At 47.1% G+C, this 17,473-nt stretch carries 21 protein-coding genes; 1 reads left to right on the top strand and 20 read right to left on the bottom strand.

Annotated features, from left to right (window positions below; translation table 11 throughout):
* Positions 1-6: 6 nt before the first annotated feature.
* The 6 genes from WMO75_RS00360 to WMO75_RS00385 form a co-directional block, all read right to left on the bottom strand.
* Positions 7-906 carry a polyprenyl synthetase family protein gene (locus WMO75_RS00360; RefSeq protein ID WP_022214957.1) on the bottom strand — a complete coding sequence of 300 codons (900 nt, stop codon included), beginning with the start codon at positions 904-906 and terminating at the stop codon, positions 7-9.
* Positions 884-1,099, bottom strand: a complete 216-nt coding sequence (xseB, locus tag WMO75_RS00365; protein WP_022214956.1) for an exodeoxyribonuclease VII small subunit — start codon at positions 1,097-1,099, stop codon at positions 884-886. Before xseB ends, WMO75_RS00360 begins: the two co-directional genes overlap by 23 nt.
* On the bottom strand, positions 1,087-2,298 hold the full coding sequence (gene xseA, locus WMO75_RS00370) for an exodeoxyribonuclease VII large subunit (RefSeq protein ID WP_118698986.1): 1,212 nt from the start codon (positions 2,296-2,298) through the stop codon (positions 1,087-1,089). The genes xseB and xseA overlap by 13 nt, the downstream gene beginning before the upstream one ends.
* Positions 2,299-2,302: 4 nt before the next feature.
* Positions 2,303-2,833 (bottom strand): transcription antitermination factor NusB, encoded by a 531-nt coding sequence (gene nusB / locus WMO75_RS00375; protein WP_118698985.1) that lies wholly within the window; start codon positions 2,831-2,833, stop codon positions 2,303-2,305.
* Between the two features lie 58 nt (positions 2,834-2,891).
* Positions 2,892-3,278, bottom strand: coding sequence for an Asp23/Gls24 family envelope stress response protein (locus WMO75_RS00380; protein WP_118251940.1), 387 nt, complete (start codon positions 3,276-3,278; stop codon positions 2,892-2,894).
* A 114-nt stretch (positions 3,279-3,392) separates the two neighbouring features.
* Positions 3,393-4,982 (bottom strand): peptide chain release factor 3, encoded by a 1,590-nt coding sequence (locus WMO75_RS00385; RefSeq protein ID WP_022214952.1) that lies wholly within the window; start codon positions 4,980-4,982, stop codon positions 3,393-3,395.
* Between the two features lie 181 nt (positions 4,983-5,163).
* Between WMO75_RS00385 and WMO75_RS00390 the strand changes: the two genes are divergently transcribed.
* A complete protein-coding gene (locus WMO75_RS00390; RefSeq protein ID WP_022214951.1) occupies positions 5,164-6,081 on the top strand; it encodes a LysR family transcriptional regulator in 918 nt (305 codons plus the stop codon).
* Positions 6,082-6,138: 57 nt separating this feature from the next.
* On the opposite strand, the gene WMO75_RS00395 is transcribed toward WMO75_RS00390, so the two are convergent.
* The 14 genes from WMO75_RS00395 to WMO75_RS00460 form a co-directional block, all read right to left on the bottom strand.
* Positions 6,139-6,897 carry a SpoIIIAH-like family protein gene (locus tag WMO75_RS00395; RefSeq protein WP_118251942.1) on the bottom strand — a complete coding sequence of 253 codons (759 nt, stop codon included), beginning with the start codon at positions 6,895-6,897 and terminating at the stop codon, positions 6,139-6,141.
* A 10-nt stretch (positions 6,898-6,907) separates the two neighbouring features.
* The gene (locus WMO75_RS00400) at positions 6,908-7,291 is read right to left on the bottom strand and encodes a SpoIIIAG-related protein (protein WP_227222093.1); all 384 of its coding nucleotides are present in this window, start codon (positions 7,289-7,291) and stop codon (positions 6,908-6,910) included.
* Positions 7,179-7,781, bottom strand: coding sequence for a stage III sporulation protein AF (locus WMO75_RS00405; protein ID WP_118251944.1), 603 nt, complete (start codon positions 7,779-7,781; stop codon positions 7,179-7,181). The genes WMO75_RS00400 and WMO75_RS00405 overlap by 113 nt, the downstream gene beginning before the upstream one ends.
* Positions 7,782-7,789: 8 nt before the next feature.
* Positions 7,790-9,007 carry a stage III sporulation protein AE gene (locus tag WMO75_RS00410; RefSeq protein WP_118251945.1) on the bottom strand — a complete coding sequence of 406 codons (1,218 nt, stop codon included), beginning with the start codon at positions 9,005-9,007 and terminating at the stop codon, positions 7,790-7,792.
* Positions 9,004-9,390, bottom strand: coding sequence for a SpoIIIAC/SpoIIIAD family protein (locus WMO75_RS00415; RefSeq protein ID WP_022214946.1), 387 nt, complete (start codon positions 9,388-9,390; stop codon positions 9,004-9,006). The genes WMO75_RS00410 and WMO75_RS00415 overlap by 4 nt, the downstream gene beginning before the upstream one ends.
* Positions 9,391-9,402: 12 nt before the next feature.
* Positions 9,403-9,597: a stage III sporulation protein AC gene (gene spoIIIAC / locus WMO75_RS00420; RefSeq protein WP_022214945.1), complete on the bottom strand. Its 195-nt coding sequence runs from the start codon at positions 9,595-9,597 to the stop codon at positions 9,403-9,405.
* A gap of 18 nt (positions 9,598-9,615) precedes the next feature.
* Positions 9,616-10,146, bottom strand: a complete 531-nt coding sequence (locus tag WMO75_RS00425) for a stage III sporulation protein AB (protein WP_118251946.1) — start codon at positions 10,144-10,146, stop codon at positions 9,616-9,618.
* Positions 10,140-11,096: a stage III sporulation protein AA gene (gene spoIIIAA, locus WMO75_RS00430; RefSeq protein ID WP_179978645.1), complete on the bottom strand. Its 957-nt coding sequence runs from the start codon at positions 11,094-11,096 to the stop codon at positions 10,140-10,142. The genes WMO75_RS00425 and spoIIIAA overlap by 7 nt, the downstream gene beginning before the upstream one ends.
* 10 nt (positions 11,097-11,106) lie before the next feature.
* Complete coding sequence (locus WMO75_RS00435; protein ID WP_118251947.1) at positions 11,107-11,874, bottom strand: O-antigen ligase family protein; 768 nt, start codon at positions 11,872-11,874, stop codon at positions 11,107-11,109.
* A gap of 82 nt (positions 11,875-11,956) precedes the next feature.
* Positions 11,957-12,505: a 4'-phosphopantetheinyl transferase family protein gene (locus tag WMO75_RS00440; RefSeq protein WP_022214942.1), complete on the bottom strand. Its 549-nt coding sequence runs from the start codon at positions 12,503-12,505 to the stop codon at positions 11,957-11,959.
* Positions 12,502-14,331 carry an ATP-dependent helicase gene (locus WMO75_RS00445; protein WP_173905187.1) on the bottom strand — a complete coding sequence of 610 codons (1,830 nt, stop codon included), beginning with the start codon at positions 14,329-14,331 and terminating at the stop codon, positions 12,502-12,504. The genes WMO75_RS00440 and WMO75_RS00445 overlap by 4 nt, the downstream gene beginning before the upstream one ends.
* A gap of 10 nt (positions 14,332-14,341) precedes the next feature.
* On the bottom strand, positions 14,342-15,790 hold the full coding sequence (gltX, locus tag WMO75_RS00450) for a glutamate--tRNA ligase (RefSeq protein WP_022214940.1): 1,449 nt from the start codon (positions 15,788-15,790) through the stop codon (positions 14,342-14,344).
* Positions 15,791-15,862: 72 nt separating this feature from the next.
* Positions 15,863-16,096 (bottom strand): acyl carrier protein, encoded by a 234-nt coding sequence (gene acpP / locus WMO75_RS00455; protein WP_022214939.1) that lies wholly within the window; start codon positions 16,094-16,096, stop codon positions 15,863-15,865.
* A gap of 93 nt (positions 16,097-16,189) precedes the next feature.
* The gene (locus tag WMO75_RS00460; protein WP_022214938.1) at positions 16,190-17,431 is read right to left on the bottom strand and encodes an FtsW/RodA/SpoVE family cell cycle protein; all 1,242 of its coding nucleotides are present in this window, start codon (positions 17,429-17,431) and stop codon (positions 16,190-16,192) included.
* Between the last annotated feature and the right edge of the window lie 42 nt (positions 17,432-17,473).

The following is a 17,473-nucleotide window of genomic DNA, read 5'->3' on the forward strand; positions in this document are numbered from 1 at the left end:
CCTCTTTCATTTTCTGCGGCTTGCCATCTCCATAACAAGTGCCGTCAGAAATTTATTTTTGCTGCTTAACCCTTCCAGAACAGTCTCTGCCTGCTCTGAAAGTTTCTGAACCTGTTCAGATGCCTTCTCCACACCAAACAGTGTCACATACGTGACTTTATTATTTTTCTCGTCGCTGTGAACCGGTTTGCCAAGCTCCTGGCTGGTGCTTGTCACATCCAGAATGTCATCCTGGATCTGGAATGCCAGTCCGATAGCAGAAGCTGCCTTCTCAATCTGTGCTGTCTGTTCTTCATCCGCTCCGCCAAGGATGGCACCTGCCATCATGGAAGCCTCGATCAGCGCAGAAGTCTTGTGCTCGTAGATATAATCCAGCATCTCTCTGGATATCTCCTTGCCGTCATTCTCGACATCCACGCTCTGTCCTCCGAGCATTCCATAAAGCCCTGTCTTATTTGACATGATCTTCAGTGCACGGATCACTCTGTCCTTATCGGAAGTCAGATCAAATGCACCGAGCATTGTCTCATATGCATAATTGAGCAGACTGACACCGCTTAAGACTCCCATTGCTTCTCCGTAAACTTTGTGGGTAGTCAGGCGTCCTCTCCTGTAATCATCATTGTCGATCGCCGGGAGATCATCGTGGATCAGGGAATGTGTATGGATCATCTCAATCCCTGCCATAAAAGGCTCTGCAACACGCTCATCCTCGCCAAACATCCGGAATGTTTCCAGAAGAAGGATCGGTCTCAGGCGCTTGCCGCCGGCACACATGCTGTAATTCATCGCCTCTGCCATTGTCCTGGCAAAGCCGGCTTCCTCCGGCAGATATCTGCGGATGATTTCCTCTGCATGTGCTGTTCTTATCTGCAATTCTTCTTTAAAATTCTCGTAATGTTCCATCCTCGTCCATCTGGAGCATCTTCTTCTCTACTGTGTCCAGCCTGCCGCTGCAGTATTTGAGTAGCTCCATTCCTTCTTTATAAAAACGAAAAGAATCCTCCAGGGACGTTTCACTGTCCTCCAGCTTCGCAGCAAGAGTATCCAGTTCCTGAAAGACCTCTTCTATTGTCTTTGATTCTGTTATTTCTGCCATGTTTCCCTCCTGCTGTCCGAAACTTCCGCCTGGATCACACCGTCTGTCACAGAAATTTCGACTCTGTCCCCGGGCTTGACCTGCGAAACAGAAGTGATCCCTCTGCCATCAGTATCTGCAACAAAAGAATATCCCTGATTCAGCTTCGCAAGTGGTGACAGTCCCTGGTAGCGTTCCAGATAGATTCCCAGACGATGACGGTACTGCTGGAGTTTATTATCCATCGCCCTTCGCAGTGTATCCTCAAAATCCACAAGGGCCTGCCGCCGGTCTCTGAGACGGCTTTCCGGGCTTAAATATTTAAGCCGCATCTGATACTGCCCAAGCCGTACTCTCTGAAACTCGATTTTCTCCCTCATGTCACGCTGGAAACGCTCCTGATAACTGGAAAGCGTATACATCACCTGCGCCATATCATCCACTGCAAGCTCTGCTGCTGCTGATGGTGTCGGCGCACGGAGATCTGCCACAAAGTCAGCGATCGTAAAATCCACTTCATGTCCAACTGCTGATATGATCGGTGTACGGCACTCAAAGATTGCTCTGGCAACCTTCTCCTCATTGAACGCCCACAAATCCTCGATCGAACCGCCGCCACGTCCTACGATGATCGTATCTACGCCGGCCTCGTCAAGCATACGGATGCCTTTCACGATGCTGTCTGCTGCTCCATCGCCCTGTACCAGTGCCGGATAAAGGATGATCTGCAGGTACGGATTTCTCCGCAGGGAAATATTCCGGATATCCTGCACAGCCGCGCCGGTAGGCGCAGTCACCACTCCCAGTCTGCGGATAAACCGCGGGATCGGCTGCTTATACTCCGGTGCAAACATTCCCATTTCTTCCAGTTCTGCCTTCAGTGCAAGGAATCTCTCATAAAGTGCGCCGGCGCCCTCCAGAGTGATTTCCTTCGCATACATCTGATAACGGCCGTCTCTCTCATACACATCCACGGCGCCGCCGACTACAACACGGTCTCCGTCCTTCATACGGAAAGCAAGTCCGCGTCTCTGTCCCGCAAACATGACACAGGAAAGCACCCCTGTCTCATCCTTGAGCGAAAAATAAATATGTCCGCTGGTATGATATTTGCAGTTGGATACTTCACCCTTGACGTATACTTTTCTTAAAACATAGTCCTGTATGAACATGTTCTTGACGTAACGGTTGACCTGTCCTACGGAATAAACTGTTTTCATTTAATTAATTATCAGAGTTTTCTTCTGGCTCTGCCTTTGTTTCGGATTTCGGTGCATCTTTCTTGGATGAACGGATGATGATCTTGGCCTGATGGGTCGGACGGTGTCTCTTCGGTGCTTCACCGGAGTCCTTCTTACCGCTGGCGATCTTGCCGAGGATCCCGTTTACGAAAGAACCGGAATCGTCTCCACCAAACATCTTGGCAAGTTCTACTGCCTCGTTGATCGCAACGCCAACCGGAACGTCCTCATCAAATTTCATCTCATATACTGCCAGACGGAGTGCTGTCAGGTCGACTCTGCTCATACGGCTTGTCTTCCATCCACGGCTGTAGTCGTTGAGGATCTGGTCGATCTCGTCAAGCTTCTCCAGGATCTTCTGATACTTCGCCTGCATTGCCTCCTGGTCCTTCTCTTCCAGCTCTCCAAGTGTCTCAAAATACATGGACACCTGATCTGACATTTCATCTTCTGAATTAAACTGTGTCATGAACAGCAGTTTAAAAATATGTTCTCTCTGCTCGCTTCTTCGCATGTTTCCTCCTAAACCAATATCCCCCTCCGGGACTTTTATAAAGAAAAAAGGAAAGAGTTTACTTTCCTTTTCCGTTTTCCATATCAACGCCTGCGATGCGGATATTTACATCTGCCACTTCCAGGCCTGTCATGTTTTCAATGGACGATTTGACCTTGTCCTGAACCTTCTTGCTTACTTCAAGAATATTCTTGCCGAACTCGATATTCAGTGTCAGGTCAACAGTAACAACGCCCTCAAGGACGGTTACCTTAACTCCTTTGGAAAGGTTCTTCACTCCAAGCTTGCTTACCAGCTCGTTTGTAATATTTCCTCCCATGGATGCAACGCCGTCAACTTCGGTTGCTGCCAGTCCTGCGATGACTGTTACTACTTCATCTGCGATCTTGACTTCACCGATCCCTCCTACATCCTGTAATTTATAGGTTGTTCTCTTTTCTGCCATATCTAATACCTCCTGCGGGCTCCGACTCATAGCTGCAAGAAATCCTCTCACAGCTATCAAATTCTAATTTTGCATAGGTTTAGTATATCAAATTTGTCCGCAAATTAAAAGCGTTTATTTACTGAATTCTGTCAGTACGAGATTCGGATTTCGGTCTTCTGTCATGCCGACGCTCCATGCATTGACGAACAGAAGAAGCGGGTTGCCCTTGAGGTCTGTAACCTTCTTCATGTCTGAAGTTCCTGTGATCTTGGCCACATCGACTTCTTCTTTGTTTGCGATCCAGCGGATATGCTCATATGGAAGGTTTTCCAGACGGATCTCGACATTATATTCGTTTTCCAGACGGTATTTGAGGACATCAAACTGCAGGACACCGACAACGCCTACGATGATCTCTTCCATACCGGTGTTGAATTCCTGGAAGATCTGGATCGCACCTTCCTGCGCGATCTGGTTGATACCCTTGACAAACTGCTTACGCTTCATGGTATCAAGCTGGCGCACACGTGCAAAATGCTCCGGTGCGAAAGTCGGGATTCCCTCAAATGCAAACTTACGTCCCGGCGCACAGATCGTATCACCAATGGAAAAAATACCCGGGTCAAAGACTCCGATAATATCTCCGGCATATGCCTCATCTACCACATGACGGGATTCTGCCATCATCTGCTGAGGCTGGAGAAGACGCATCTTCTTGTCTCCCTGTACATGATAGACTTCCTGGGATGCATCGAATTTACCGGAGCAGATACGCATGAATGCGATCCTGTCTCGATGTGCCTTGTTCATGTTTGCCTGGATCTTGAATACGAATGCGGAGAAATCATCAGACATCGGATCGATCTCACCCTCATCGGATACTCGCGGAAGTGGAGAGGTTGTCATCTTGAGGAAGTGCTCAAGGAAAGTCTCCACACCGAAGTTTGTAAGCGCGGAACCGAAGAATACCGGTGTCATATTTCCCTTGCTTACCTGTTCCTGGTCAAATTCCACACTTGCTCCGTCCAAAAGCTCGATCTCATCCATGAGCTGTTCCTTCTGATCCGGATCTACGATGTCGTCAAGTCTTGCATCGTCAATATCGATTTCTTCGATCACACCTTCCTTGGTTCCCTTCTGTGTGTCAGAGAAGGTCAGGACTTTGTGTGTATTTCTGTCATAAACTCCACGGAATTTCTTACCGGAACCGATCGGCCAGTTGATCGGGCAGGTTGCGATCCCGAGTTCCTTTTCTATTTCATCCAGAAGATCAAACGTATCATTTGCATCTCTGTCCATCTTGTTGATAAAAGTAAAGATCGGAATGTGTCTCATGACGCAGACCTTGAACAGCTTTCTTGTCTGTGCCTCGACACCCTTGCTTCCGTCGATGACCATGACTGCGGAATCCGCTGCCATCAGAGTACGGTAGGTATCCTCTGAGAAATCCTGATGTCCCGGTGTATCCAGAATATTGATACAATATCCATCATAATGAAACTGTAATACGGAAGAGGTTACGGAAATACCTCTCTCTTTCTCTATTTCCATCCAGTCAGATACTGCATGGCGGGCAGTTGCCTTACCTTTAACACTACCTGCCAGGTTGATCGCACCTCCATACAGCAGAAATTTCTCTGTCAGGGTTGTCTTACCGGCATCCGGGTGAGAGATAATGGCAAAAGTTCTTCTTTTTTCTATTTCGTTCGCGTACTTAGACACGTTTTTCCTCCTGTCTGTTATCCTATTTCCAATTTCTATACAACTTTTTATTTTATTATAGACTATGCCGGACTGTCAAGAAATTTCCTTATATAAAGGATATAAAGTTATAATTGAAAAGCAAATCTTTTCTCTGTATAATAGAGGCATATTTTTTGAATACGTGCCAGGAGGAAATTTTATGAATCTCGCAGAAATAGAAACTTTTTTGACTATCGTAAACACCAAGAGTATTACCCGCACCGCTGATCTTTTATTTCTGTCCCAGCCAACTGTCAGCCATCGTCTGAATTCCCTTGAGAATGAACTGGGATTTCCTCTTGTCATCCGAAACAAAGGACATAAGCAGGTCGAACTCACACCCAAAGGAATGGATTTTGTCGTCCTCGCCGAACGGTGGATGTCCCTGTGGAAAGAAACACTCACACTTCAGCACAACCAGGAACGGATGCTTCTGACAATCGGCTGCACGGACAGCCTGAACATCGCCGTATTTGCTCCGCTGTATGATGAGATCCTTCAGTCACATTCTCATCTGGATCTGGATATTGAATCTCATCACTCCAATGAACTGTACGATCTGCTCAGTGAGCACAAATTTGATATCGGTTTTGTCTATCAGCATCTTCATTACAAAAACATCATCGCAGAGCAGATCTTTGAAGAAAAACTTTATCTGGTGCAGTCCGAACATCCGGTGATCCCGCGGGCGCAGGTACATACGGATGAACTGGATTCCTCCATGGAACTGTTTCTGAGCTGGGATGACAATTTCCAGATCTGGCATGACCGCTGGCTTTCTTCTGTTACGAGACCTCATATCTCAGCAGACACGATCACTCTGCTTGACCGCCTGTGGAAAAAGGACGAAAACTGGATGATCGCACCGGAATCTGTCATTCAGGAGCTTTCGCATTACCGTTCTCTGTATGTCAGCGAACTGGTCAACACCCCGCCAAACCGTGTCTGCTACAAAATCCGGCATCGTTATCCCAAGGTTTCCAACAAGCTCGCTGTTGAATATTTTGAGCACGAGCTGGAACATTTTCTTGAAAAACGGCATCTCCATATCCCAGTCGGCGTTGTATGGCATTCTTAATGCTTTTTATGTCAAAACAGAGAGGAAGCTCCCCTCTGTTTTGATCTGTGTCATTTCTTAATCATAGATACCGTCTGTCTGGATCACCTGATCGGTGGAAGTTTCCTGGTCTTCGTATGTAGTATCTGCTTCGTCCGTGCTGTCATAGGCCGCGGTCTCGTCAGCATTTTCTTCCATCGAACTGCTTTCTTCCCCTGTATCCTCTGTCTGGTCAAGCGGCGTGATCACGATATTTTCTGCTGCGATCCCTGTCTTTCTCTTGATGATATCCTCGATCTGTGCTCTTTTTGCATCTTCGAGGTCTGCTTCCGGCACAACTACGTCTGCTGTCTCTCCGGTAAGATTTACTACCGCATTCTCGAATCCTTTGGCTTCAAGAAGCATTTCTGCTGCAGCTTCTTTTTCGGATACGTCTGTCATCTCTACCATGGTGTTGATGGCGGTCTGTTTCTGATCATCCGAGATATCCGCATTGTTGATGATCTCCTGCAGGTCCGCCTTGTTCTGGGAGCGCACCTGTTCACGGGAAAGCTTTGCCTGTGCCGCAAATCCGGATGCCCCTGTCAGCACCGCCTCCCCCGGCGTTGTCGTGTCTTCTTCTGTATCGGTAAGACTGCTCTGACTGTTTTCTTCCAGAAGTGCGCTTTCGTCGGTAATGTCATAATCCACCTGATCCAAAATACTTGCACTGTCCGTGCTCGCTTCTTTGTCCTTGAATCCCAGATCCACGTCTGCAAAATTCAGGTATCCCGCCACTGCGATCAGGATTGCCAGTGAAGTGATGATGACCTGATTCCTTTTTACGATTTTTTTCACTTTACTCTCCTCATTTCATTTTCATTATTTTTATTTTATGGGCTTCGATCTGAAATAATGCCATTACCGCCTGCTGAATTTTCTGCACGACCACCGGATCAGAGGCTCCCTCTGCCGCGATCAGCACTCCTCTGACTTCTGTTTCACCGGAACGATAGATTCCCTGCTGTTCCTCCGTCATCAGCATCACTTTGACTTCACCAACTCCTTCTACATTCTCCAGAATATTCTGAAGCCTGCGTTCCAGGGAGGACTGGATTTCATCTGTGCTCTGTGTACTGTTATCCATCAGGATCGTCTGCTTTGGTGTACTGCTCTTTTTGGATACCGGAAGTGCGATCACCGACAGAAGAAGTCCCAGAAGCAGGATCACGATCCACTGCTGTTTCGTCATTCCCTTCTGCAAAAATTCTGATATTCTGCTCTTCGATCCCGAAGCTCTGCCGGAGTTCATCCTGGATCCTCCTTTCCTGTTCGCCGTCCATGTTCTGATCTGCCTTCAGTTCCACCGATATCGTCTCTCCTTCTATATCTACGATGGTCTCCTGTATTTTTATTCCTGCATCTTCACATTTTTTTGCAATCTGGGATGCAAGTTCCTGACGAAAGCCTTTACGGATGTAAAAGCCCTGAAGATCCTGCGTTTCTTTCTGCTCCAGAAGGTGTACTTCCTCGTTATAATAGTCTGCGAAATCCCCAATCATCTCCCTGCTTCCCCGCAGGAAAGAAAAAAGCGGCGTGCACAGCATGTAGATCAAAAGAAGTCCCATGAAAGACCGGATGTACCGTTCATATTTTCTGTCCGGCATCAATTGCAGGACCGCAGTAAATAAAATATAAAACGTCGCCAGGATCCTGACCCACTGATAGATTTCTGCCTTCATCTGCCCTCCTAACTCTGGATCCCTGCCATCAGGACAAGGAATGCCAGCATGCACAGAACTTCCGCAGTAAAAACGATCCGAAGAAGCAGGGTGCATCCCTCGCCCATTGCACTGAGCGCGCTGACCATCCGTTTATCTGAGATCGGCTGTGATACCGCCGAAAGAAAGCGATACAAAAGCGACAGGACACCATAATGCAGCATCGGTCCTGCTCCCGCCAGTACAAATACGACGAGTATCACAACGCCAAGACAATTTCGGATCAGGACTGCGCTTGTCACGACCAGCTCTGTCACCATATTTACGGCGTTTCCTACTCCCGGAAGTGCCCCTGCCGCCCTTCCGAGAAGTCCTCGTTTCAGGTTGTCCATGACCGGTGCAACCAGATTTCGGATGATCTGCAGGCCGACCACTGCCGCGAGGAGTGTTTTGAGGCTCCAGGAGATCGCCGTGTTGAGGAATTCTGCCATTTTTCCGAGCATTTCTTCTTTTGATAGGGAGTTTACGAGCTGTAAAAGGACATACAGGCTGGACGCAGGCAGGATGACAGTCGCAAGAAGCCACTGGATCAGCCATACCAGAATCAGAACCCCCTCATAAAAAACTGCCGCCGATGCCGCGCCGGACGAGGCACAGACTGTCATGTAAAACGCCGGTGCCAGCCCTTTCATAACTTCCGTCATCCAGTCGATCGTCTTTTCCAACGACAGGCTCATTTCAGAAAAGGAATCTGTCAGCAGTGTAAAAACCAGCAGATAAACGACAAAAAAACTGATATTTCCAACCTGTTCGTTTTCGAACACATCCGCAAAGCTGGAAAAAACAGCCGCAAACAGTACCAGAAGGAGAAGTTTGACCAAAAGTCCCCTCTCCTGTTCCAGACGATAAAAGAAAAAGCGGTACACCACTCCCTGTACCGCTTCTTTTGAAAATGCTTGTTCACCTTTTGTCAGTTTTATGAGCGCATCTTTCATGGAAAAACTGTCTTCGCCCAGAAGTTCGTCCAGCATGTTCTGGACATCTGTCAGTTCGATCTCGTTCAGAAGTTCCTGTGCGATGTCTGTGTCGTTTTGATTAGAATCAGATATGTCGTCTGACTGGCTTTTCTTTGGTGTCTGGCTCTGAATTCCTGTACTGCTTCCATAAACTTCTGCTACACATGCTACCATCAGAATTACCAGACATACCACACGCACCAGCACCGCCAGCCAGTTTTTCCCTCTCATGCCATAAACTCCTGAATCGTTTCCAGTAGTGCCAGAAGGATTGGAACGCTCTGTACCAGTACAGAAAGCCGGCAGAATAATTCAATCTGCGCCGCCGTAGCCTGATGCCCCGCATCCTTGCAGATTCCTGCCGAAAACTGTCCGATGTAAGTGATTCCGATCATTTTAATTAACGTCGTCAGGTACTCCTGCTCCACAGGCAGGCTGTCCTTGAGCTGCCGCAGCGTTCCGAAAAGATATTCCAGCTTTCCGACAGCCAGTCCCAGGATCATGATGCCAATTCCCATCGTGATAAAAGCGGTATATTCCGGCCGGGTTTCTTTCAGAAAAAAGCATAATATAACACCGCAGATCCCCAGAAGAGAAATTTTTATAATATCCATCTTTCCTCCTGCTTACAGCACAAACAATTTCTGAATATCCACAAACAATTCATAAATATACGGTACGATCCAGAATAATACGATAAGAAGGCCGGCGAGACTTACAAGAAATGCCTGTTCATCTCTCCCGCTGTGTTTCAATACCTGAGAGAGAATGGAAACCAGAATCCCGACCGCCGCTATTTTGAAAATAATGGTGACTTCCACGCTCTCCCCCTTCTCCTCTTACCAAAACAATACTGCAAGCAAAATGCCTCCCATAATCCCTAAGGACTGGCAGATTTTCTTCTGCTCCGGCATTTTTTCTCTGAGCTGTCTTCTTTGTTCTTCCACATCCGTTTCCAGAAGTTCGATCTGTTTTATCTGCATTTCTCTGTCAAGATAGCCAAGTCTGCGCCCAAGAGTCCGAAGAATCTCCATTTCTTCTTTCCTCTGCGACCCTCCGGGATTTCCCTGATAAAAATTTCTTTGTATACAAAATTCCATGATCTCTTCCAGATTTTTGCCTCCGGTGTCTTCCATTTCCTGTGCGGCATCCCGAAGGATTGTCCCAAAAAATCCACTGATTTTTGCTGCAATCTCCCGGAATGCGTCTGGAAGAGAACTGTTGCCGCATCGGATCTCTCCTTTCAGAAAAAAAAGAATCTGAAGCAAAATCTCCAGGTTCTTTTCTCTTTCTGTGATCTCCCGACTTCTGGCATACCCGATTCCTGCTCCACCCAGGATCAGCAACAGGCTTGCCGCCATTTTCAGCATTTTTGTCCTTTTTCATCGTAGATTCCTTTTATGATACCGATCTGCTTCCTGTCTCCGAGAACGATATATTTTTCAAATATTTCCATCTTTTTTAACTTCTGAAAAAACGGCTGGTTTAAGATATCCTCCACAGAATTTCCATGTGCCGTCGCAATCAGCCTGCATCCACAATGGATCACGCTTTCAACCGCCCGGAAATCTTCTTCTCTGCCAAGTTCGTCTACCGCCACCACATCCGGCGACATCGAACGCACCAGCATCTGCATTCCTTCCGCTTTCGGACAGGCATCGAGAATGTCTGTCCGCATTCCAAGGTCATTCTGTGGAACACCCTGCCAGCTTCCGGCAAGCTCACTTCGTTCATCCACCACCCCAACTGTCACTCCAGGAATGCCCTCTCTCCCATTACTGAGCTGTCGGATCACATCCCGCAGAAGTGTCGTCTTGCCACACCTCGGCGGTGAGATGATCAATGTGTGTGAAATATGGTTTCGACTTTGAATATACGGCATCACTGCATCTGCACAGCCCGGGATCTGATGTGACAGCCGGACATTGATGCAGGAAATATATTTCATTCCACGGATCCTGTCGCCATTCAGAAGTACCTTGCCGGTAACGCCCACTCTGTGTCCGCCCTGTACGCTTATGTATCCCTGCCGGATCTCATCTTCATACGCATACAGCGAATATCCGCACACATACTCCAGCGTTTCCTTAAGATCCTGCCGCGTCACAAAATACGGCTCGCCTCTTTTTATCTGCAAAAAGCGTTCACCCCCTGCATATACAAGAAACAGGGGGCGTCCCACCCGGAGTCGGATCTCATAAAGTTTCTCATAATCCGGTCCCGCCTCAATGAGAAGTTTGCGGATATTTCCTGCAAACAGATTCTGAATACTCTCCCTGTCGATCGTCCTCACCTCTTTACAGTTAATATATGTGGACAATCTGTTTTTATTACCGGGAAAAATCCGTTTTTTTCATGGCACAGCCAAGTCCGAGCATTCCCCAGAACAACGGGGATACTGCCAGGTTGGAATCATTCATAAGCCCCATGAAAAGAAAAGCAGTCACACTCAGCAGAATCACAGCATCCACCGCAAAAAAACTGCTGTCTTTTTTCTGTTTCAGGCTTCGAACAGACGAAACTGCATAACTTCCCCAGAATATCAGAAGACAGAGCAGCGACAGAATGCCTGTCTGAAGTGCACTCTGCAAATACAGACTGTGCGCCTTGGACGGAATCTGCTCCAGCATCCAGCGTCCTGTGTTTGCTTTCATAACATAATCCTGCTGTGGAAATTCTTCTACGAAAGTATCCGGTCCGCTTCCGACCAGAATATGCTCTTTCAGAAGTGGAATCGCCCTGCCCCAGATATAGCCTCGTCCGGTAAAAAGCTTTTCATAGCCTTTCAGAACGCTGTCGGCTGTCCGGATCTCGTCTCCGCGTTTATAAAAGTTAATATATACAAACTGTGGTGATCCATTTGCCTTGACAAATTCCCAGGTGATATCCTGATACTGCATCAGAAGATTCTGCGTACCTGAATCCATGTAGCTGTCAAATTTTAGTTCTTTCAGCGCGTCATCCTGCGCGACAAAACATTGCTGATCCATGTCCCAGTATGCAGGAATTCTGTTCCTGTCTTCATCATAGATTGTCAGAGAATCTCCCTCATCTGACGATACCGGACAGAATTCATAAAAATGCCCTCCCTGTACCAAAAGTAGTTACATTCAGTATAAGGAGGGTATTTTTATTTGTCCAGTCTGTTATTCATTGTTTCACTTTAATTTTTACGCACGATTACGGCAACTGTATCTCCTCATGCACCCACCGCAGTTCCAACGGGTCGCGGGACCAGACGGCTCCGCTGTAGCCTGGTTCCATTTCAAGCATCAGGTAGCTGCCTTTGTCCAGGGAGATCTTGCGGAGGTCTTTGGAAAGACCTTCTCCCGTCCATTTGATGTAGGCTTCTCTGAGCACCCACTGGGTAAAAAAGGCTTTCTCCATCTGCTCGCTCTCAAGAATCTCGCGTACCATGTCTGCCGGGACCATTCTGGTGAGCATTCGTTCGTAGTTGACTTTCTTGTGTTCCTGGACATCGATGCCGACTTCTTCTCCGGCGATGATGCACATTACATATTTGCCGGAATGGCTGATGTTGTAGTGGATCTTTGGCTGCAGGGTCAGGAATGGTTTGCCGTGCTCTCCTGCTGCCCGCGGCTCAAATGCAAGCTTCAGTCCATATTCCTTGTAAAGTCCTGTCGCAAGTAGTTTCTCTCCGATCATATGCTCCATATTCTTGTGGAGATATTTCTCCGGGACCTCTGTAAAATAAATCACTGCCTTCATATGTGCACCTCCTCCAGAAAGCGGGAAGGCTCCCGTTTCTTCTCATGCTGCTGCCTCACGTAACACAGATCAAGTTCCTTCCTGGCACGGGTCATCCCTACATAAAAAAGCCTCCGTTCTTCTTCGATCGCCGGTTCCAGGACTGCTTTCTTGTACGGCATGCTGCCTTCATTTACATTCAGGATATATACCTTGTCATATTCCAGACCTTTGACTCCATGGAGTGTTGAGATCAGTACACCCTCTCTTTCCTGCTCCTGTTTCTTCGCCTGTTCTTCCAGTTTCCTGGTGTAATTTTCTATGTAGTCTTCCCAGTCTCCGAGGCTGTCCATTCCCTTCGTGCTGTCGGTCAGCCGATCCAGGATCTCACTTAATTCTTCTGGTTTTATTTTACGATATTCCGCGTATTCCCGCAAGTATTCTTCGTATCCCATGCCCTTTCGGATGAAATTTATCGCCGCAAAAGGTGTCAGACCCCGAAGGATACGCAGATGCGTCTCAAGTGTTGTCAGCCGGTCACACATCCAGTCCTTATCCTTGTAAAAATCCTTGAGCTGGTCGAAGGAGATCACAGGGGAAAGTGATACCGCATCTCTGGCTATATAACGGTTCGGGCGGTTCATAAATTCAACAAAATTCTTCCGGCTCTCATCGCCCGCCGCAAATCTCAGATATGCCAGAATGTTCCGGCAGATCCAGTGGTGGAACAGGTTCGGAAGTTTTTCTTTCATGTTAAATGGAACCTGACGTTCCATCAGCGCACCGACCAGACCTTCCGCCTCCTGGTTCGTGCGAAGAAGGATCGCTGTGTCTTCCAGCTTGTCGCCCTGTTCCAGACGCGCCCGGAGTTCTGATACAACTTCGAGATATTCTTCTCTCGGATTTTCAAATTCACGGATCTTTACCGGATCACCTTCCGGATTGGGAGTCTGCAGATGCTTCTGGAATCTTTTCTTGTTCGTTCCGATCACCTGCATTGCAGAAGAAAGGATCCTCTTGCTACATCGGTAATTCACATCCAGTGTCACCGTCTCTGCCTCTGGATAATCCTTTGTGAAATTCAGCATGATCTCCGGTCTTGCTCCACGGAAATGATAGATGGACTGATCATCATCCCCCACGATAAACAGATTATCCTGCGGCTTCGCAAGAAGCTTCACGATGTCATACTGAAGCTGGTTGATATCCTGAAACTCATCGACCAGGATATACTGAAATTTATTCTGCCACGCTGCCAGAATATCCTTCCGCTTATCAAAAAGGTCATAACAGTAGAGGATCATGTCATCAAAATCCAGTTTCCGTCTCGCCTGACAGGTTTTGACATATTCCCGGTAGATCTGACGGAAAACCTCATCCGGACAGCACGAAGAATAATAATATTCCAGCGAAATCCTGTTTCCCTTGACAACACTGATCTCCTTGGCAACTTCTTCCGAAAAATCACCTTCCTCTGCCAGTTCCCCGCCATGGTTCAGTGCAAGTTCCCGGAGAATTGCAGACTTCTCCTCCTCTGACAGAATATTCGCCGCAGTAAATCCATACGCCTGCTTCAGAATTCCATAAAAAACGCCATGGAAAGTCCCGAATGTGATCGGTGTATACTCCTGACCGGTAAAATTCAGAAATCGTTCTTTCATTTCCTTCGCCGCTGCCCTTGAAAAAGTCACGACAAGGATATTGGAAGGAGAAATCCCGCCCTCGGTTGTCATATATGCTGTTCTTTCTACAATTACGGAAGTTTTCCCCGAACCAGGGCCTGCCAGAACCATCATGGGTCCTGACAGGTGGGCGATTGCCCGTTGTTGAGATGGATTACGTTTCATATATCTGTGATCAGCTGAGTTTTTCGATAGCTGCTTTGACACGTTTCAGTGTTTCTTCTTTGCCGATGATCTCCATGATCTCAGTTGCTCCTGCCGGTGTCATCTGCTTGCCGGATACAGCGGTACGAAGCGGCCACATAACATAACCGTTCTTGTATCCTTTCTCCTTAACAAACGCACTTAAAGATGCGAACAGCGGATCATTAGTATAGTCCTCCTGAGCTTCCAGAACCGGAAGAACTTCTTTGAGGACTGCCAGAGATGTCTCCTCGTTGGTCTTCATCTTCTTGTGGCAGTACATTGCGCTGTCGTATTCCGGAACTTCCTCGAAGAAGTCGATCAGTGCCGGGATATCCGGGAATGTCTCGATTCTTGTCTGAACCATTCCTGCGATTTTGCGGAAGTTGTAGTCTCGTTTGAGGACCTGCTTCATGTATGGAAGTGCTTTCTCGTAGAATTCTTCCGGATCCATTTTTTTGATGTACTCGCCGTTCATCCAGCGGAGTTTGGTGATATCAAAGACTGCCGGTGATTTGCTGATGTGATGATAATCAAATGCCTTGACAAGTTCCGGAAGAGAGAAGATCTCCTGGTTGTCCTGCGGGCTCCATCCGAGCAGAGCTACGAAGTTTACGATCGCTTCTGTCACAAATCCCTGCTCCAGAAGATCCTCATAAGAGGAATGTCCGGAACGCTTGGAAAGCTTCTGATGCTCCTCGTTGGTGATCAGTGGGCAATGAACATAGACCGGGATCTCCCATCCGAATGCTTCGTAGATACGGTTGTATTTCGGTGCAGAAGAAAGATACTCATTTCCTCTGACAACGTGAGTGATTCCCATCAGATGGTCATCTACAACGTTTGCAAAGTTGTAGGTCGGGTATCCGTCAGACTTGATCAGAATCAGGTCTTCCATTTCTTCGTTGTTTACTGTGATGTCTCCGTAAATTACATCGTGGAAAGTAGTGGTTCCCTCTGTCGGCATATTGAAACGGATAACATGCGGTTCGCCTGCATCCAGACGTCTCTGTACTTCTTCTTTGGAAAGGTGCAGACATCTCTTGTCATAGATGGAGATCTCCTTGCCTGCAACGACACGTTTCATGGATTCCAGTTCCTCCGGACCGCAGAAGCAGTAGTAAGCATCACCCTGTTCAATAAGCTGCTGTGCATATTTGAGATAGATTCCGGATGCCTGTCTCTCACTCTGTACGTAAGGACCTACGCCGCCGTCCTTGTCCGGACCTTCATCGTGAAGAAGTCCTGTACCTGCCATGGTACGATAGATGATATCTACAGCTCCTTCTACATAACGCTCCTGGTCTGTATCCTCGATTCTAAGGATAAAGTCTCCATCTTCATGTTTTGCAATCAGGTATGCGTACAGTGCGGTACGCAGATTTCCTACATGCATCCTGCCTGTCGGGCTCGGTGCAAATCTGGTTCTGATCTTTGTCATTTTATTATTTCCTGCCTTTCAAAAATGTAAAACCCCTGAGACAATTATATGCCTCAGGGAGTGTTTTTGCAATTATGCCTCAATTCCTCTGCCTTTAAGATACTCGATCACGTCTCCCACTGTTTCCAGTTCTGTCAGTTCCTCAGCAGGTATCTCGATGTTGTACTCATCTTCCAGTGCCATAACCAGTTCGAACAGGTCAAGGGAATCTGCTCCAAGGTCATCTTTAAAAGAAGTATCTGCTGTGATCTCGTTTTCGTCGCAGTTTAACTGTTCTGCGAGCATTTTTTTCATTTCATCTAACATTGCTTTTCTCCTTTATCAAGTATGCTTTTTCACTACTTTGATGTGCAAAGTATATATTCTGGAAAACTATTTGTCAATAGATTTTCTGTTATTTTAGGCTGCCCTTTCGGGTGTCTTGAGTTTAATCTGTTTGGACACGCTTAAGGCCAGTCCCATCTCGGCCATGAGGAACATGATCGAGGTACCTCCATAGCTGATAAACGGCAGCGTGACACCGGTATTTGGCATCAGATTTACTACAACTGCAATGTTCAGAATTACCTGCAGTGCAATATGTATAAAGATACCGCTGACAATCAGCGACCCAAAAAGATCCGGTGCATTCTGTGCGATAAAACACAGCCTGTAAAGAAGATATCCAAACAGAAGCAGAAGAATCACGCCCCCTACGATTCCAAGTTCTTCACAGATGATAGAAAAGATCATATCGTTCTGTGCTTCCGGTACGCTTCCAAGCTTCTGAATACTGTTACCAAGTCCACGTCCCAGAAAGCCTCCGGAACCAATTGCATAAAGCGCCTGTATGGTCTGGTATGCCGCAGTTCCTGTGGCATTCTCAGGATGAAGCCACGCGATGATTCGATTCAGACGGAAATCATCTGTCTCCTTTACACTCTGACCAATAACAAATACAAGAATCGCCAGAAACGCAATTGCCACCGCCACAAGAATCAGAAAAATCCTGGTCTTGGGATGTGCCACAAAAATCATTCCCACTGTAATACAGAAAATAATAATGGCTGTACTGAGGTTATCTGTGCAGACATATGCCAGCAATGCAAGAAATGTTCCCATTGCCCCAAGTGTCATACATGCCTTGAGTGAATTCATCTTCTTGCCCATGTGAACGATCATGTAGGAAAGACAGACGATCACGGCGATCTTGGCAATCTCTGCCGGCTGAAACTGAATCGGTCCGATTCTGAGCCATCTCCTGGCACCATTGGAAACAGTTCCCAGAGGTGTTCTTACCAGTACCATAGAGCCGGCAGCAACACCATACAGAACCCCTGTAAACCTTGCCAGGATATGATAATCAAACATGGATATAAACAGAGCACCGGCAATACATACAAAGCTGATCGCCGCCTGTTTCTTAAAGAAATACATATCATCACCATACTTGATCGTTGATGTGTATGCGCTGGTACTGTACAGCATAACCAGACCGAAACAGGTCAGAAGGATAATCGCCGCTACCAGATTGTAATCATAATACTCTGGTTTCTCTATAAGCTTCACTCCGATATTATTTCTGGATCTGGATTTGGTTTTGGATTTCTTTTTGGTCTTTTTCGAAACCGGTACATTGCCCCGCTGTTTCGTTTTTTCCATTTTATCACCTGATACTTTCTCTGTGATTTCTATGTCCTGCTA

The organism is Blautia intestinihominis, assembly GCF_040096655.1.
In the GTDB taxonomy this organism is placed as follows: Bacteria; Bacillota; Clostridia; order Lachnospirales; family Lachnospiraceae; genus Blautia_A; species Blautia_A intestinihominis.

What these genes read in the sequence shown, in the direction of transcription:
- WMO75_RS00360 (WP_022214957.1), bottom strand. Translation starts at nt 906, where the DNA reads ATGGAACATTACGAGAATTTTAAAGAAGAATTGCAGATAAGAACAGCA.
- xseB (WP_022214956.1), bottom strand. Translation starts at nt 1,099, where the DNA reads ATGGCAGAAATAACAGAATCAAAGACAATAGAAGAGGTCTTTCAGGAA.
- xseA (WP_118698986.1), bottom strand. Translation starts at nt 2,298, where the DNA reads ATGAAAACAGTTTATTCCGTAGGACAGGTCAACCGTTACGTCAAGAAC.
- nusB (WP_118698985.1), bottom strand. Translation starts at nt 2,833, where the DNA reads ATGCGAAGAAGCGAGCAGAGAGAACATATTTTTAAACTGCTGTTCATG.
- WMO75_RS00380 (WP_118251940.1), bottom strand. Translation starts at nt 3,278, where the DNA reads ATGGCAGAAAAGAGAACAACCTATAAATTACAGGATGTAGGAGGGATC.
- WMO75_RS00390 (WP_022214951.1), top strand. Translation starts at nt 5,164, where the DNA reads ATGAATCTCGCAGAAATAGAAACTTTTTTGACTATCGTAAACACCAAG.
- WMO75_RS00400 (WP_227222093.1), bottom strand. Translation starts at nt 7,291, where the DNA reads ATGACGAAACAGCAGTGGATCGTGATCCTGCTTCTGGGACTTCTTCTG.
- WMO75_RS00405 (WP_118251944.1), bottom strand. Translation starts at nt 7,781, where the DNA reads ATGAAGGCAGAAATCTATCAGTGGGTCAGGATCCTGGCGACGTTTTAT.
- WMO75_RS00410 (WP_118251945.1), bottom strand. Translation starts at nt 9,007, where the DNA reads ATGAGAGGGAAAAACTGGCTGGCGGTGCTGGTGCGTGTGGTATGTCTG.
- WMO75_RS00415 (WP_022214946.1), bottom strand. Translation starts at nt 9,390, where the DNA reads ATGGATATTATAAAAATTTCTCTTCTGGGGATCTGCGGTGTTATATTA.
- WMO75_RS00425 (WP_118251946.1), bottom strand. Translation starts at nt 10,146, where the DNA reads ATGCTGAAAATGGCGGCAAGCCTGTTGCTGATCCTGGGTGGAGCAGGA.
- WMO75_RS00440 (WP_022214942.1), bottom strand. Translation starts at nt 12,505, where the DNA reads ATGAAGGCAGTGATTTATTTTACAGAGGTCCCGGAGAAATATCTCCAC.
- WMO75_RS00445 (WP_173905187.1), bottom strand. Translation starts at nt 14,331, where the DNA reads ATGAAACGTAATCCATCTCAACAACGGGCAATCGCCCACCTGTCAGGA.
- gltX (WP_022214940.1), bottom strand. Translation starts at nt 15,790, where the DNA reads ATGACAAAGATCAGAACCAGATTTGCACCGAGCCCGACAGGCAGGATG.
- acpP (WP_022214939.1), bottom strand. Translation starts at nt 16,096, where the DNA reads ATGTTAGATGAAATGAAAAAAATGCTCGCAGAACAGTTAAACTGCGAC.
- WMO75_RS00460 (WP_022214938.1), bottom strand. Translation starts at nt 17,431, where the DNA reads ATGGAAAAAACGAAACAGCGGGGCAATGTACCGGTTTCGAAAAAGACC.